The sequence below is a fragment of the Pseudolabrys sp. FHR47 genome (assembly GCF_005153485.1).
Taxonomy (GTDB): Bacteria; Pseudomonadota; Alphaproteobacteria; order Rhizobiales; family Xanthobacteraceae; genus Pseudolabrys.
In genome coordinates, this window is record NZ_CP039740.1 from 2,381,456 (window position 1) to 2,396,350 (window position 14,895).

Annotated in this window: 14 protein-coding genes; 10 read left to right on the top strand and 4 right to left on the bottom strand. The window is 64.3% G+C overall.

Translation table 11 applies throughout. From position 1 onward, the window contains the following. Positions 1 to 9: 9 nt before the first annotated feature. From E8Q40_RS11760 to E8Q40_RS11785, 6 genes are all read left to right on the top strand, one after another. Entirely contained in the window at positions 10 to 1,362 is a 1,353-nt protein-coding gene (locus E8Q40_RS11760; protein ID WP_137044741.1) for a pyruvate dehydrogenase complex dihydrolipoamide acetyltransferase, read from the top strand. Positions 1,363 to 1,488: 126 nt separating this feature from the next. After that, positions 1,489 to 2,916, top strand: a complete 1,428-nt coding sequence (lpdA, locus tag E8Q40_RS11765; protein WP_137044742.1) for a dihydrolipoyl dehydrogenase — start codon at positions 1,489 to 1,491, stop codon at positions 2,914 to 2,916. Between the two features lie 28 nt (positions 2,917 to 2,944). Then, on the top strand, positions 2,945 to 4,000 hold the full coding sequence (gene cysK / locus E8Q40_RS11770; protein WP_137044743.1) for a cysteine synthase A: 1,056 nt from the start codon (positions 2,945 to 2,947) through the stop codon (positions 3,998 to 4,000). Between the two features lie 25 nt (positions 4,001 to 4,025). Next, positions 4,026 to 4,268, top strand: coding sequence for a GlsB/YeaQ/YmgE family stress response membrane protein (locus E8Q40_RS11775; protein ID WP_137044744.1), 243 nt, complete (start codon positions 4,026 to 4,028; stop codon positions 4,266 to 4,268). A gap of 58 nt (positions 4,269 to 4,326) precedes the next feature. Continuing rightward, entirely contained in the window at positions 4,327 to 5,283 is a 957-nt protein-coding gene (gene lipA / locus E8Q40_RS11780) for a lipoyl synthase (protein ID WP_137044745.1), read from the top strand. Between the two features lie 154 nt (positions 5,284 to 5,437). Then, positions 5,438 to 5,902 (top strand): type II toxin-antitoxin system RatA family toxin, encoded by a 465-nt coding sequence (locus tag E8Q40_RS11785; RefSeq protein WP_137044746.1) that lies wholly within the window; start codon positions 5,438 to 5,440, stop codon positions 5,900 to 5,902. A gap of 13 nt (positions 5,903 to 5,915) precedes the next feature. On the opposite strand, the gene E8Q40_RS11790 is transcribed toward E8Q40_RS11785, so the two are convergent. Genes E8Q40_RS11790 through E8Q40_RS11805 form a run of 4 tightly spaced genes read right to left on the bottom strand, consistent with a single transcriptional unit; the run spans position 5,916 to position 9,680 of the window. After that, on the bottom strand, positions 5,916 to 7,427 hold the full coding sequence (locus tag E8Q40_RS11790; protein WP_137044747.1) for a hypothetical protein: 1,512 nt from the start codon (positions 7,425 to 7,427) through the stop codon (positions 5,916 to 5,918). A gap of 53 nt (positions 7,428 to 7,480) precedes the next feature. Further along, a complete protein-coding gene (locus E8Q40_RS11795; RefSeq protein ID WP_137044748.1) occupies positions 7,481 to 7,969 on the bottom strand; it encodes a TspO/MBR family protein in 489 nt (162 codons plus the stop codon). Then, a complete protein-coding gene (locus tag E8Q40_RS11800; RefSeq protein ID WP_137044749.1) occupies positions 7,966 to 8,490 on the bottom strand; it encodes a CinA family protein in 525 nt (174 codons plus the stop codon). The genes E8Q40_RS11795 and E8Q40_RS11800 overlap by 4 nt, the downstream gene beginning before the upstream one ends. An 8-nt stretch (positions 8,491 to 8,498) precedes the next feature. Further along, entirely contained in the window at positions 8,499 to 9,680 is a 1,182-nt protein-coding gene (locus E8Q40_RS11805; protein WP_137044750.1) for a bifunctional 2-C-methyl-D-erythritol 4-phosphate cytidylyltransferase/2-C-methyl-D-erythritol 2,4-cyclodiphosphate synthase, read from the bottom strand. Between the two features lie 219 nt (positions 9,681 to 9,899). On the opposite strand from E8Q40_RS11805, the gene dusB reads away from it, so the two are divergent. From dusB to E8Q40_RS11825, 4 genes are all read left to right on the top strand, one after another. Beyond that, a complete protein-coding gene (dusB, locus tag E8Q40_RS11810) occupies positions 9,900 to 10,955 on the top strand; it encodes a tRNA dihydrouridine synthase DusB (RefSeq protein WP_137044751.1) in 1,056 nt (351 codons plus the stop codon). Next, positions 10,952 to 12,106 (top strand): nitrogen regulation protein NR(II), encoded by a 1,155-nt coding sequence (locus tag E8Q40_RS11815; protein WP_246662811.1) that lies wholly within the window; start codon positions 10,952 to 10,954, stop codon positions 12,104 to 12,106. Before dusB ends, E8Q40_RS11815 begins: the two co-directional genes overlap by 4 nt. Before the next feature lie 9 nt (positions 12,107 to 12,115). Further along, the gene (ntrC, locus tag E8Q40_RS11820) at positions 12,116 to 13,558 is read left to right on the top strand and encodes a nitrogen regulation protein NR(I) (protein WP_137044752.1); all 1,443 of its coding nucleotides are present in this window, start codon (positions 12,116 to 12,118) and stop codon (positions 13,556 to 13,558) included. Between the two features lie 164 nt (positions 13,559 to 13,722). Beyond that, positions 13,723 to 14,751 (top strand): LLM class flavin-dependent oxidoreductase, encoded by a 1,029-nt coding sequence (locus E8Q40_RS11825; protein WP_137044753.1) that lies wholly within the window; start codon positions 13,723 to 13,725, stop codon positions 14,749 to 14,751. Positions 14,752 to 14,895 lie beyond the last annotated feature (144 nt).

A 14,895-nucleotide genomic window follows, 5' to 3' on the forward strand; every position in this document is an offset into this window, starting at 1 on the left:
GGCTTTCCCATGGCGACCAACATCCTCATGCCTGCGCTGTCGCCCACGATGGAGAAGGGCAACCTCGCCAAGTGGCTCAAGAAGGAAGGCGACAAGGTCAAGGCCGGCGACATCATCGCCGAGATCGAGACCGACAAGGCGACAATGGAATACGAGGCGGTCGACGAGGGCACGATCGCCAAGATCATCGTCCCCGAAGGCACGCAAGACGTGGCGGTGAATTCGCCGATCGCCGTGCTCGCCGCCGAAGGCGAAGATGTGAATGCGGCGGCTTCGGGCGCTGCCAGCACGCCGAAGGCGGAAGCGCCGAAAGCCTCTGCGCCGAAGGAAGAACCGAAGAAGGCCGAACCAGCGCCTGTGGCGAAGCCGACGGCTTCCGCTGCTCCGCCTGCGCCCGTTGCGGCTCCCACGCCCGCGGCCTCCGGCGCGCGTATCTTCTCGTCGCCGCTGGCGCGCCGTCTCGCCAAGGATGCCGGCATCGACATCGCGCGCATTTCGGGCTCAGGCCCGCATGGCCGCGTTATTGCCAGTGACGTCGAAGCCGCCAAGTCCGGCAAGGGATTGAAGGCCGCGCCGGCCGGTGCGCCAATGGCGGCGGCTGCGCCGGGCGCGGCGCCAGCCATGACCGATGCGCAAATCCTCGGTCTCTACGAACCCGGCAACTACGAGAGCATTCCGCATGACGGCATGCGCCGCACCATTGCGCAGCGGCTCACCCTCGCCACCAACTCGATGCCGACCTTCTATCTCACGGTCGATTGCGACCTTGGCAAGCTCATGGCGGCGCGCGAGGACATCAACAGCGCGGCGCCCAAGGGCGCGGACGGCAAGCCGGCCTATAAGCTGTCGGTCAACGATTTCGTCATCAAGGCAATGGCGATCGCGCTCCAGAAAATTCCGGAAGCCAATGTGTCGTGGACGGAGGCGGCGATGCTGCGCCACAAGCATTCCGACATCGGCGTTGCCGTCGCGCTGCCCTTCGGCCTGATCACGCCGATCATCCGTCAGGCCGAGATCAAGACTTTGTCCGCCATCTCCAACGAGATGAAGGATCTGGCCGCGCGCGCCAAGGCCAAGAAGCTCAAGCCCAACGAGTACCAGGGCGGCTCGTCCTCCGTGTCGAACCTCGGCATGTATGGCATCAAGGACTTCACCGCCATCATCAACCCGCCGCAGTCGTCGATCCTCGCGGTCGGCACCGGCGAGGAGCGCGCGGTCGTGCGCAATGGCCAGATCGTCGCCGCAACGATGATGAGCGTGACCTTGTCGTGCGATCACCGCGCCATGGACGGCGCGCTGGGCGCCGAACTCATCACCGCGTTCAAGAAGCTGATCGAAAACCCGGTGATGATGGTCGTTTAGAATTCCACCGTCATGCCCGGCCTTGTGCCGGGCATCCACGTCTTAGGTCCGGAAGAAAGGCGTGGATGGCCGGGACAAGCCCGGCCATGACAAAAGGATAGCCGGCGCAATTTTGAGCGAGGCTTCATGGCCGACACATCTTTCGACATCATCATCATCGGCGCCGGGCCGGGCGGCTATGTTACCGCCATTCGCGCGGCGCAGCTTGGCTACAAGGTCGCGGTGGTGGAGCGCCAGTTCCTCGGCGGCATCTGTAACAACTGGGGCTGCATTCCGACCAAGGCGCTGCTGCGCTCGGCGGAAATCTATCACTACATGACCCACGCCAAGGACTACGGCCTGGCGGCGGAAAACGTGAAGGCCGATCCCGTCGCCGTGATTCAGCGCTCGCGCAATGTCGTCAACCGGCTCAATACCGGCGTCGGCTTCCTGTTCAAGAGGAACAAAATCACGACGATCAAGGGCGAGGCGACGATCGACGCGCCCGGCAAGATCACGGTGAAGAACTACGACTCGCCGCTCGTGAACATGCCGAAGGACGCGCTCGGCGCCGGCACCTATCAGGCCAAGCACATCATCGTTGCCACCGGCGCGCGGCCGCGCACGCTGCCGGGCCTCGAGCCGGACGGCAAGCTAGTCTGGACCTATTTCGACGCGCTCGCCGCCACCAAATTTCCGAAGTCGCTGCTGGTGGTCGGCTCCGGCGCCATCGGCATCGAGTTCGCCTCGTTCTACCGCACCATGGGCGCCGAGGTGACCGTGGTCGAGGTGCTGCCGCAGATTCTCCCCGTGGAGGATACCGAGATCGCCGGCATCGCCCGCAAGCAGTTCGAGAAGCAGGGCATCAAGATCATGGCGAACGCCAAGGTGACGAAGCTCGACAAGAAGGCCGACAGCGTCACCGCCACCATCGAGGCGAACGGCAAGACTGAGCAGATCACCGTCGATCGCGTCATCGCCGCCGTCGGCGTCGTTGGCAATATCGAGAATATCGGGCTTGAGAAGGTCGGCGTGAAGATCGAGCGCGGCGTCATCAAGATCGACGACTACGGCAAGACCAATGTGCCGGGCATCTATGCCATCGGTGATGTGGCCGGGCCGCCGATGCTGGCGCACAAGGCCGAGCATGAAGGCGTCGTCTGCGTCGAGGCCATCAAGGGCTTGCATCCGCACCCGATGAACAAGCAGATGATCCCGGGCTGCACCTATTGCCACCCGCAGATCGCCTCGGTCGGCCTCACCGAGGCTGCCGCCAAGGCCAAGGGCCTCGATATCCGCGTCGGCCGCTTTCCGTTCATGGGCAACGGCAAGGCCATTGCGCAGGGCGAGGACCAGGGCCTCGTCAAGGTCATCTTCGACAAGAAGACCGGCCAGTTGCTCGGCGCGCACATGGTCGGCTCGGAAGTCACCGAACTCATTCAGGGCTTCGTCGTGGCGATGAATCTGGAGACCACCGAAGAAGAGTTGATGCACACCATCTTCCCGCATCCGACGATTTCGGAGACGATGAAGGAAGCGGTGCTCGATGCTTACGGGCGCGTCTTGAATATGTAGGTCGCGCAGGCGACCGGCGGAGGGATCAATGGCGAAGTACAACTCCATCCTCGACACCGTCGGCCGCACGCCGTGCGTCAAGATCAACAAGCTCGGGCCGAAGGGCATCAATCTCTACGTCAAGATCGAAGCCTTCAATCCGCTGGGCTCGGTCAAGGATCGCTTGGCGCTCGGCGTCATCGAGGCGGCCGAGAAGTCCGGCGAGCTCAAGCCCGGCATGACCGTGGTTGAAGCGACCTCCGGCAACACCGGCATTGGTTTGGCGATGGTTTGCGCCGCCAAAGGTTATCCGCTGGTGGTCACTATGGCGGAAACATTCAGCGTCGAACGCCGCAAGCTGATGCGCTTCTTAGGGGCCAAGGTGGTGCTCACGCCCGCTGCCGGCCGCGGCTTCGGCATGGTCGCCAAGGCGCAGGAACTGGCGAAAGCGCATGGCTGGTTCCTGACGCGGCAGTTCGAGAACGAAGCCAATCCCGACATGCACGAGCGCACTACCGGCCCCGAGATCGTCGCCGACTTCAAGGACAGTGGCCTCGATTACTGGGTCACCGGCTTTGGTACCGGCGGCACGTTCAACGGCGTGTCGCGCGTGCTGCGCAAGGAAATGCCGAACACCAAGATCGTGCTGTGCGAGCCGGCCGATGCGCCGATGGTGTCGTCGCATACGCCGCAGGAGCGCAACGCCGACGGCACGCCCGCCAAACCTAACGCCGCCTTCAAGCCGCATCCAATGCAGGGCTGGTCGCCGGACTTCGTGCCGAAGATCACCGCCGAAGCCGTCGATCGCGGCGCGGCCAATGAGATCGTCACCATCGCTGGTCCAGAGGCGATGAAATGCGCCAAGGACCTGGCGCAGAAGGAAGGCATCTTCGTCGGCATCACGGCCGGCGCGACGCTGGCCGGCGCGCTCAAGGTGGCCGAGAAGGCCGCGCCGGGCTCGACGATTTTGGCTATGCTGCCGGATACCGGCGAGCGCTATCTGTCGACGCCGCTGTTCGCCGATGTCGGCGCCGACATGAACGACGACGAGGTCAAGATTTCGCTGTCCACGCCGGGCCATCAGATGCCGGCGAAGACGGCTTAGAGCGATCAACGAAGAGGGGGGCATCATGGGTATCATCGCGTGGATCGTGGTCGGCCTGGTCGCCGGCTGGCTGGCGAATGTCATTCTCGGCGGCCGCGGCGGCCTGCTGGTCAACCTGGCGGTCGGCCTCGTCGGCGCCATCGTCGCCGGCGCCATCCTGCCGCGGCTTGGTATTTTCATCGCCGGCGATTTCATCGGCAGCATCATCAGCGCCACCATCGGCGCCGTGATCTTCCTGTTCATCTGGCGGGCGATCCGGGGAGCCTGATACCCCGGTTCCGCATGGCTTGCCTTGCGGCGAAGCCGTAGCAGCCGTAAGTAATGTCATGGCCGTCGTCCTCGACCTGATCAACAATCCGCGCCCCCGGCACCCGGAAAAGGCGCACCGCCCGGATTCGGTCCAGCCGCCGAAGCCGGACTGGATTCGCGTCAAGGCGCCGATCTCCAAGGGCTACAACGAGACCCACGCGCTGATGCGCGCCAATGGCCTGTTCACCGTCTGCGAGGAGGCCGGCTGCCCCAATATCGGCGAGTGCTGGGAGAAGAAGCACGCCACCTTCATGATCATGGGCGACACCTGCACGCGGGCCTGCGCCTTCTGCAACGTCAAGACCGGCCTGCCGGGCGCGCTCGACGCCGCCGAACCCGAGCATGTCGGGCAGGCGACCGCCAAGCTGGGGCTGGCGCATATCGTCGTCACCTCGGTCGATCGCGACGATCTCGCCGATGGCGGTGCGCAGCATTTTGCGCAAACCATCGGCGCGATCCGCACCCATGCGCCCGGCACCACCATCGAAATCCTCACGCCCGATTTCCTGCGCAAGGATGGCGCGGTCGAGGTCGTGGTCGCGGCCAAGCCCGACGTGTTCAACCACAATCTCGAAACCGTGCCGTCACTTTATCTGACGGTGCGACCCGGCGCGCGCTACTTCCATTCACTGCGCCTGTTGCAGCGCGTGAAGGAACTCGATCCGTTCATGTTCACCAAGTCCGGCATCATGGTCGGGCTGGGCGAAGAGCGGAACGAGATTCTTCAGGTGATGGACGACCTGCGTTCGGCCGGCGTCGATTTCCTCACCATCGGCCAGTATCTGCAGCCGACGAAGAAACACCACGAGGTGAAGCGCTTCGTGCCGCCGGACGAGTTCAAGTCGCTCGAGACCGTGGCCTATTCGAAGGGCTTCCTGATGGTGTCGGCCTCGCCGCTGACGCGCTCGTCGCACCATGCCGGCGAGGACTTCGCGCGATTGAAGGCGGCGCGCGAAGCGATGCTTAAACGATGAAGCGTCTGCTTTTTTATCCCTCCCCCGAAGGGGGAGGGTGGCGAGCCATAAGCGCAGCGCAATGGCGAGCCGGGTGGGGCCTTCATGCCCCAACCCCACCCGTCCGCTCGCTTGCGCTCGCGTCCACCCTCCCCGAAGACGGGGAGGGATAAGAATGCCCCAATTCACGAACAAGCGCCGCGTGCGCCATGCCGCGGCCGACATGTTCGATCTCGTCGCCGACGTCGAGAAATATCCGCAGTTCGTGCCGCTGTGCCAGAGCCTGCGCGTGCGCAGCCGCGCCGATAAAGGCGAGGGCATCGAGGTGCTGACCGCGTCGATGACGGTCGCCTATAAGCTGATCCAGCAGACCTTCTTGAGCCGCGTCACGCTCGACCGGCCGAACCTGAAAATCCTGGTCGAATATCTCGACGGCCCGTTCAGCCGCCTGCAGAACCGCTGGTCGTTCAAGCCGACCGGCGAGGATACCTGCGAAGTAGAGTTCTACATCGACTACGAGTTCAGGAGCCGCACCTTCGGCATGCTGATGGGCGCGGTGTTCGACACCGTGTTCCGCAAGATGGCGGCGGCATTCGAACAGCGGGCCGACAAGGTCTACGGGCGCAAGGCTGCCACGTGACGAAGGCCTAAGATTATTTCCGTGGCAGACGCGCAAGCGAGGCCAGCATCGCGTCACTCTCGGCCGAGCGCCGATAGGACCGGATCAGCTCTTCCGCGTCCTTGATCGTGGGGCCAACGTCGCAGCCATGCTCGCCCAGCCAAATCAGCGCCGCGAAGTGCTTTCCGCGCCCGCCGAGGCGGCCGAGCAGTTCATCGTAGGAACGGGGATCGTCGGCCTTCGGCCGGTACGTTTTCGCGAACGCCTCTTTGATCTGCGTGAGCGCGGCGCGGCATAGTTCCGGCGTCGCTTCGAGATCGAGCTGCGGCAGATAGGTCATGGCCGTCCAGGCCATATGTTCGTCCGAGCGATTATTCAGCATCGTCACAATGTCGGCATTACGGTGCGGCAGTGTCCGCGCACCGGCCAAAGCCCGTGTCCGATACTCCTCCTCTTCGGTGAAACTCAACCAGGCCTTGAGCGAGGCCTTCGGCGTCAGCATCGAGAACCGTTCGGGATAATCGCGCAGGACCCGCCCCAGTTCCTGCGGATCGCGCAACCGCTTCAGCTCATAGAATTCGAACGCCGGATCACGATAGGCGCTCGCCATCTGCTCCCAGGCCAGAGACTCCGCGTCGCACGAGCAGTCATAGCCGACCAGCCACTTCATCGCCGTAACGGCATCGGTGACGTGCTGCGCGATGACGGTGTAGGGCTTCGTTTCCCCGGACTTGAGCATCAACGGCCCAACGTTCTGTCGCAGCTGCGCGCGGGCCTTCTCGCAAAGGGACTGCGTCGGATCGAGGTGGAGCCAGCCGAGATAACGCAGCGGAAATTCGCCGCGGGCCAACATGGCTTCAGCCTCGCTCTGGCGTGTCGGTAGTCTGCGGAGGCGCCTGTTCAGCTCGGCTTCCTTCTCGCCATAGAACGCGCCCATGAACGGCAGCAACTGCGCCAGACCCGCATCGGCCGGAAGCTTGTCGTAATCGGCTTCTGTCTTGGCGCGCGCCGCGGCAATCGTCTCCTTGGCGCTGTCGCGCATCAGGTTGAACGGCACGACCGCCAGACACAGCACGAACACGGCCCCCCAAATTGCCGGCACCACGACGTGCGCTGGCAATATGGAACGCATGCCGGGCAAGAGCGTCCAGAACGCGAAGCCGAGCACCAGCAGCGGCAGACTGGCGGGAATCACGATCGGCCATAGATAGGGTGGCTCGTTCGGGTTCGTCAGCAGCCCCATGGCGAACAGCGAGGCGATGGCCGATGCAGGGATCAGGATGACCGCAGCCGTGACGACCGGCCAGCCGGCCCCACCCTTGGCGAGGGCGATGGTGAGTATGATCACCAGCAACACCCACAACGCGACAAGCGTAATCACCGCGTAAGCCTGGGAATAAGCATTGCCCGCAGGGTCGCTGCCGGCCATGTCGGATAATAGCGACACCGCGCCGACGTACAGGATCAACGCGAGAAAGCCCAAGGCCACGCACAGGCCGAGCGTGACCGGCGAAACCTTTCCGACGATTGCCATCGAGTGCCCCATGCTGCCGTCTGCAGGGCAGCAGTATGGCGCACTTTACGGCCGCCGCGAAATACCTAGCCGTTCAGCCACCAGATCGACGCGTTGAGCAGCGTCGCGAAGCCGACCCAGAGCGCGAGCGGTGCCATCGTGATGCCGGCAAGTCGATCGGCGCGGTAGAAGGCGGTCACCGTGGCGATCACCAGCGCGAGCTGCGGCACGATGTTGATAAGCCCGAGCAGCGGATTCTCGGCGGCAAAGAACATCCACGACCACGCCACATTGAACGCAAGCTGCAAGGCGAACAGCACGAGCGCTCGCTTGCGTACCGCCGTCTCCGGCTGCCACATCACGCGAATGGTGGCGAAGGCCATCAGCACATAGAGCGTCGTCCACGCCGGGCCAAACACCCAATTCGGCGGATTGAGCGGCGGCTTGGCGAGGCCGGCGTACCACGGCGCCAGATGCGGAAAGGTTGCGATCTGGCCGAGCACCGAGGCCGCGACGATCGCGGCGATCGGTACGAGCGCGTGATACCAGGGGCGCTTGGTTTGGGTGTCGGTCATATCGCCCGATGGGGCGGGTAAGCCTCTTCGCCCTCAGCCATCTCGTGCAGCATCCTGAACGCCTGAAGCACGGAATGTTTCCGCACCTCGGCGCGACCTATATCGCCGAAGCGCTTTTCGGCATGGGTGAGCTTGCCAGAGCGCGATGCGACGGCGAAATGCACGAGCCCCACCGGCTTGGTCGGCGTGCCGCCATCCGGGCCGGCGATGCCCGTCACCGATACGGCGAGATGCACGCGGGAATGACCGAGCACGCCGGAGGCCATCGCTTCGGCCACTTCGCGGCTTACCGCGCCGTGCCTGGCCAGAAGGTCGCGCGAGACGCCGAGCATCTCGTTCTTGGCCTCGTTGGAATAGGTGATGAAGCCGCGGTCGAGAATACTCGAGGTGCCCGGCACTTCGGTCAGCGTGCCGGCGACCAGACCAGCAGTGCATGACTCGGCGGTGGCGACAAGCAGGTTCTTGCGCTTGCAGATGTCGAGCAGATCACGCGCCGCCTTGACGATGTCCTCATCGAGCATTGTGTTCCTCACGCTTTTTCCGACCACGGCAGGCGCACGGTCGCCGTGGCATAGGCCGCGATGCCCTCGCGGCGACCGGTAAAGCCGAGCTGCTCGCTGGTCGTCGCCTTCACGGCGACGCGGTCCATCGATAATCCAGCGATGCGGGCTACGGTTTCACGAATGGCGTCGCGATGCGGCCCGATCTTCGGCGCCTCGCAGACGATAGTGAGATCAAGATGGGCGATGCGGCCGCCGCGCGACGCGACGCGCTCGCAGGCGAATTTGAGAAAGCGGTCGGAGGCGGCGCCTTTCCACTGTGGATCGCTGGGTGGAAAGTGCGAGCCGATATCGCCATCGGCCAGCGCGCCGAGAATGGCGTCGGTCAGCGCGTGCAGGCCGACATCGGCATCGGAATGGCCGGTGAGTGCCTGGCCGTGCGCGATGCGCACACCGCCGATCATCACATGGTCGCCGGGACCGAAGGCATGGACATCGATGCCGGTACCGGTGCGCACGTCGCTCAATTGGGAAAGCTGCATCGCTTCGGCGCGCACGAAATCCTCCGGGTGCGTGATTTTAATGTTGGCGCTTTCGCCATCGAATACGCGGACCTGCATGCCGGCCCATTCGGCAATGGCCGCGTCGTCGGTGAAGTCGGTGCGGCCTTCGTGTGCCGCGCGGCGGTGCGCTTCCAGGATTGGCGCGAAGGTGAAAGCCTGCGGCGTTTGCACGGCGCGCAGGCGCGTGCGGTCGAGTGTCTCACCGACGTAGCCATGGCCGTCAATGCTCTTGATCGTGTCGGTGACCGCGAGGCCGGGAATGGCCGCGCCGGTCTCGGTCGTCGCCTCGATTGCGCGGGCGATTAGGGCAGGACTCGCGAAGGGCCGGGCGGCGTCATGGATGAGCACAATATCGGGCGCCTCGCCGGCGAGCGCCTCCAGGCCGGCGCGGACGGACGCCTGGCGGGTATCGCCGCCATGGACCGGCGGGGCCACGGCAAGGCCCGAGGCGGCCTCCGCATAGTGGGGTTCATCTCCCGGACGTATGACCGTCTGTATGGTGTGGATAAGCTCGCAACCGGCAAAGGCCGTCAGACACCGCCGCAGCACCGCCTCACCGCCGACCTGCCGGAACTGCTTGGGAACGTCCGACCCGGCGGCCCGGGTACCGCGCCCGGCAGCGACAATAACGGCTGCGATTTTCGCCATAGTTGCGGAGTTCCTGCCCGTTTTCCCGTCGTTTGCTTTACCGCGTTCGCCACAACCTGCAAACGCAGGATAGCCGTCTGCCATACCGGCTCATTTGCAAGGCAGGACCACGGTAACCCTGCCAAGGATAGGCCAAGGATAGGCCAAGGATATTGCAGTGCAGCACTTGCACGAGCCGTCAAAATGGCTAAACTCTATGCAACGTGAGGTTCAGCCTAAATGCTGGGCAATACCCCTGTACCGAACTTGATCCAGATCAATTACGCCACTGCGTTTAACGTCGGCGGTATCAACGCGCCCAACCGCGTGATCCTGGCACCGATGTCCGGGATCACCGATGCGCCGTTTCGTCGGTTGGCCGAACGCCTGGGCGCGGGCCTCGTCGTGTCCGAGATGACGGCCTGCGCCGGCTTGGCCAAAGGCGAGCGCGAGGCGCAGGTGCGCAGCCATGGCGCCGGCGTCGCCATCAACGTCGTGCAGCTTGCCGGTTGCGAGGCCCGCTGGATGGCGGAAGGCGCGAGCATCGCCGAAGCCAATGGCGCGCAGATCATCGACATCAACATGGGGTGCCCGTCGAAGCAGGTGACCAACGGCGCCTCGGGCTCGGCGCTGATGCGCGATCTCGATCATGCGCTCACTTTGATCGACGCGACCGTCAACGCCGTCAAAGTGCCCGTGACGCTGAAGATGCGGCTCGGCTGGGATGTAGGCTCGATCAACGCGCCGGAACTGGCGCGCCGCGCCGAGAATGCCGGCGTCAGGATGATCACCGTCCATGGCCGCACGCGGTGTCAGTTTTATACCGGCTCGGCCGACTGGATCGCCGTTCGCGCGGTCAAGGAGGCGGTGACCGTGCCTGTCGTCGTCAATGGCGATATCCGTTCGGGCAACGATGCGGTCGCCGCACTGCAGGCCTCCGGCGCCGATGCGGTGATGGTCGGCCGCGCCGCCCAGGGAAAACCGTGGCTGCCGGGGCAGGTGGCGCAATTTATCGCCACCGGACAGCACAGCGAGACACCGTCGCTCAAGGTGCAGCTTGAGTTGATCGACACGCTCTACGCCGAACACATCGAACACCATGGCGTCTCCATCGGCCGCCGCCATGCGCGCAAGCACCTCGGCTGGGCGCTCGATGCCGCCGCCGAAACCGCCGGTGTCTCCGACGAACTGCTCAAGACCCATCGCACGCGCGTGCTCACCACCGAGCACCCGGACGAGGCACGCCGCCGCCTTGCCGATGCTTATGACGACTTCGCATGGAGGGCCGCCGCATGAGCCGCGCCCAGGCTAAACCGGCATCCGCCGGCATGACGACCGTGACAGCGGATGCCATGCTGAATGCCTTGCCGCATCCCGTGATCATGGTGGGGCCGGACGGCCGCATCGCCGACGCCAATGTCGCCGCCGAGCAGTTCTTCGAAGCTTCGATCCCGATGCTGCGGCGGAATATGCTGCGCGATCTGGTGCCGTTCGGCTCGCCGCTGTTGACCTTGATCGAGCAGGTTCGTCGCAGCGGTGCCGCGGTGAACGAATATAAGGTCGATCTCGCCACGCCGCGCAATCCCGGCGAGCGGCTGGTCGATCTGCATGTCGCGCCGCTGGCCGAGTACCCGGAGCATGTCATCGTCATGCTTCAGGAGCGCACCATCGCCGACAAGATGGACCGCCAGCTCACCCATCGCGGCGCGGCGCGTTCTGTGATCGCGCTGGCCGCCATGTTGGCGCATGAGATCAAGAATCCGCTGTCCGGCATCCGCGGCGCGGCGCAACTCCTCGAGCAATCGGCTGCCGACGAAGACCGTCAACTCACAACATTGATTTGCGATGAGACCGACCGCATCGTGAAGCTGGTCGACCGCATGGAGATCTTCGGCGACGAACGCCCGGTCGAGCGCGAGCCGGTCAACATCCATGTCGTGCTCGATCATGTGAAGCGGCTGGCGCAATCGGGCTTTGCGCGCCACATCAAGTTCGTCGAGGATTACGACCCGTCGCTGCCGCCGGTGCTCGCCAATCGCGACCAGCTCGTCCAGGTCTTCCTCAATCTCGTCAAGAACGCAGCCGAGGCGATCGGCGAGGATGCGACCGACGGCGAAATCCATCTCACCACCGCCTTCCGGCCGGGCGTGCGCCTGGCCGTGCCGGGCACCAATGCCCGCGTGTCGTTGCCGCTCGAATTCTGCGTGCGCGACAACGGACCCGGCGTATCCGACGACCTGATGCCGCATTTGTTCGACCCCTTCGTCACCACCAAACCATCCGGCAGCGGATTGGGCCTGGCGCTGGTGGCGAAGATCGTGGGCGATCACGGCGGCATCATCGAGTGTGAATCCCAGCCGCGGCGGACGACCTTCCGCGTGCTGATGCCCATTTACAGCGGCGAAGGCGGCGCAAGCGAAGACGCGCCGTCGGCCCAGACTTCGTGAGGTAGATACATGCCGACGGGGAGCATCCTTGTCGCCGATGACGATGCGGCTATCCGTACCGTTCTCAATCAGGCTCTGTCGCGCGCCGGTTATGAAGTGCGCTCGACCGGCAATGCCGCGACCTTGTGGCGCTGGGTCAATCAGGGCGACGGCGATCTCGTGATCACCGACGTCGTGATGCCAGACGAGAACGCGTTCGATCTCATTCCGCGCATCCGCAAGGCTCGGCCCGATCTGCCGATCATCGTCATGAGCGCGCAGAACACTTTTATGACCGCGATCCGCGCTTCGGAGCGCGGGGCTTACGAGTATTTGCCGAAACCTTTCGATCTGAAGGAACTGATCGGTATTGTCGGCCGCGCACTGTCCGAGCCAAAGGAGCCGCGCACCCAGCCGACCAAGCCCGAAGAGTTCGACGCCATTCCGCTGGTCGGTCGTTCGCCGGCGATGCAAGAAATCTACCGCGTGCTGGCGCGCCTGATGCAGACCGACCTCACGGTGATGATCACCGGCGAGAGCGGCACCGGCAAGGAACTGGTCGCCAAGGCGCTGCACGACTACGGCAAGCGGCGCGCCGGCACCTTCGTCGCCATCAACATGGCGGCGATCCCGCGCGACCTCATTGAATCCGAGCTATTCGGCCACGAGAAGGGCGCCTTCACCGGCGCCAACACCCGCTCTGCCGGCCGCTTCGAGCAGGCCGAAGGCGGCACCTTGTTTCTCGACGAAATCGGCGACATGCCGATGGAAGCACAGACGCGTCTCTTGCGCGTGTTGCAGCAGGGCGAATACACCACGGTCGGCGGCCGTACCCCGATCAAGAGCGACGTGCGCATCATCGCCGCCACCAACAAGGACCTGCGCCTGCAGATACAGCAGGGCCTGTTCCGTGAGGACCTGTTCTTCCGCCTCAACGTCGTGCCGCTGCGGCTGCCTCCCTTGCGCGAACGCACCGAGGACATTCCCGATCTCATCCGTCACTTCTTCGCCCAGGCGCAGCGTGAAGGCCTGCCGCCCAAGCAGATCGACCAAGCGGCACTCGATCGTCTGAAGCGGCACCGCTGGCCGGGCAACGTGCGCGAACTCGAAAATCTCGCGCGCCGTCTCGCCGCGCTCTATCCGCAGGAGACCATCACCGCCGCCGTGATCGAAAGCGAACTGGCGCAGCCGGCGCTGCCGGCCGCGGGAGATGAACCGCGCGGTGAGGAATCCCTGAGCGGCGCGGTCGAGCGGCACCTGTCGACTTATTTTGCCGGCTTTGATGATGGGCTGCCGCCGGCCGGGCTCTATCATCGCATCCTGCGCGAGATCGAATATCCGCTGCTCACGGCAGCGCTGGCGGCGACGCGCGGCAACCAGATCCGCGCCGCCGATCTGCTTGGCGTCAACCGCAACACCTTGCGCAAGAAGATCCGCGACCTGGATATTCAGGTCTACCGCGGCGGGAACTAGTTTGTAGCCCGGATGAGCGTAGCGAAATCCGGGATGAAAGAGGCACTGTCCCGGGTTTCGCTACGCTCACCCGGCCTAAGGCCGGTACAGGCTAATGTTTGTGCCTACTTGCCCTCGATGCTCGCACCGCTAGATAGGCGGTGACACCGTCGGGGCAGGCTTCCATGGCGCAAACGATTGAACTCGGACTCGACACCTTCGGCGACATCACCGACGGGCCGGACGGCCAGCCACTGCACGCGGCGCAGGTGATCCGCAACCTCGTCGACGAGGCCGTAATGGCCGACGAGGCTGGTGTCGATTTCATCGGCGTCGGCGAACATCATCGCGCCGACTTCGCCGTGTCGTCGCCGGAAATGGTGCTCGCGACAATCGCCGGACGGACGAAACGCATCCGGCTCGGCTCGGCGGTGACGGTGCTGTCTTCGGACGATCCCATCCGCGTCTATCAGCGTTTTGCCACGCTCAACGCCGCCTCGAACGGCCGCGCCGAAGTCATGCTCGGTCGTGGCTCCTTCATCGAGTCCTTTCCGCTGTTCGGCTTCGACCTCAACAAATACGAGGAACTGTTCAACGAGAAGCTCGACCTCTATGCGGCCGTACTGAAGCAGGAGCCGGTGACCTGGGAAGGCACGACACGGCCGCCGCTGAAGAACCAGAGTGTCTATCCCAAACTCGACGCGTCGCTGACGACCTGGATCGGCGTTGGCGGCACGCCTGAGTCCGTGATGCGCGCGGTGAATTACGGCTTCCCGATGATGCTGGCGATCATCGGCGGCGATCCCAGGCGCTTCGCGCCCTATGCCGATCTCTACCGACGTTCGCTCGCCGAGATGAACAAGCCGGAGCTTCCCGTCGGCGTGCATTCGCACGGCTACATCGCCGCGAGCGACGCACAGGCGAGGGAAGAACTGTTCTCCGACTATAAGCGCATGCGCGACAAGATCGGCGCTGAGCGCGGCTGGGCGCCGTTCGGCAAGGCCGAGTTCGAGCGCGAGATCGAGCATGGCTCGCTCTATGTCGGCTCACCAGAGACGGTGGCGAGAAAGATTGCCGCCGCCGTGAAGGCGCTGGGCGCGCAACGTTTCGACATGAAGTATTCGGCCGGCCCGCTGTCCCACGCCAAGATGATGCGTTGTATCGAGCTTTACGGCACCAAGGTCGCGCCGCTGGTGCGGGAGCTGGTCGGTTAGCTTGTTGCGCTCCCACAGGCCTTAAATCTGTGAGTCAGCCTGCCGCAGTCTTGTCGCAATTCGGCAACATTGTTGTATAAAAGCATCAGTGCCGTGGAAGATTCCCGGCGGCACGGGGCGCTCCCAGCGCCTGTCTGACTGCGA

Excerpts from the sequence above, each read along its gene's own strand:
- E8Q40_RS11760 (WP_137044741.1), top strand. The coding sequence starts at position 10 with ATGGCGACCAACATCCTCATGCCTGCGCTGTCGCCCACGATGGAGAAG.
- lpdA (WP_137044742.1), top strand. The coding sequence starts at position 1,489 with ATGGCCGACACATCTTTCGACATCATCATCATCGGCGCCGGGCCGGGC.
- cysK (WP_137044743.1), top strand. The coding sequence starts at position 2,945 with ATGGCGAAGTACAACTCCATCCTCGACACCGTCGGCCGCACGCCGTGC.
- E8Q40_RS11775 (WP_137044744.1), top strand. The coding sequence starts at position 4,026 with ATGGGTATCATCGCGTGGATCGTGGTCGGCCTGGTCGCCGGCTGGCTG.
- lipA (WP_137044745.1), top strand. The coding sequence starts at position 4,327 with ATGGCCGTCGTCCTCGACCTGATCAACAATCCGCGCCCCCGGCACCCG.
- E8Q40_RS11785 (WP_137044746.1), top strand. The coding sequence starts at position 5,438 with ATGCCCCAATTCACGAACAAGCGCCGCGTGCGCCATGCCGCGGCCGAC.
- E8Q40_RS11790 (WP_137044747.1), bottom strand. The coding sequence starts at position 7,427 with ATGGGGCACTCGATGGCAATCGTCGGAAAGGTTTCGCCGGTCACGCTC.
- E8Q40_RS11795 (WP_137044748.1), bottom strand. The coding sequence starts at position 7,969 with ATGACCGACACCCAAACCAAGCGCCCCTGGTATCACGCGCTCGTACCG.
- E8Q40_RS11800 (WP_137044749.1), bottom strand. The coding sequence starts at position 8,490 with ATGCTCGATGAGGACATCGTCAAGGCGGCGCGTGATCTGCTCGACATC.
- E8Q40_RS11805 (WP_137044750.1), bottom strand. The coding sequence starts at position 9,680 with ATGGCGAAAATCGCAGCCGTTATTGTCGCTGCCGGGCGCGGTACCCGG.
- dusB (WP_137044751.1), top strand. The coding sequence starts at position 9,900 with ATGCTGGGCAATACCCCTGTACCGAACTTGATCCAGATCAATTACGCC.
- E8Q40_RS11815 (WP_246662811.1), top strand. The coding sequence starts at position 10,952 with ATGAGCCGCGCCCAGGCTAAACCGGCATCCGCCGGCATGACGACCGTG.
- ntrC (WP_137044752.1), top strand. The coding sequence starts at position 12,116 with ATGCCGACGGGGAGCATCCTTGTCGCCGATGACGATGCGGCTATCCGT.
- E8Q40_RS11825 (WP_137044753.1), top strand. The coding sequence starts at position 13,723 with ATGGCGCAAACGATTGAACTCGGACTCGACACCTTCGGCGACATCACC.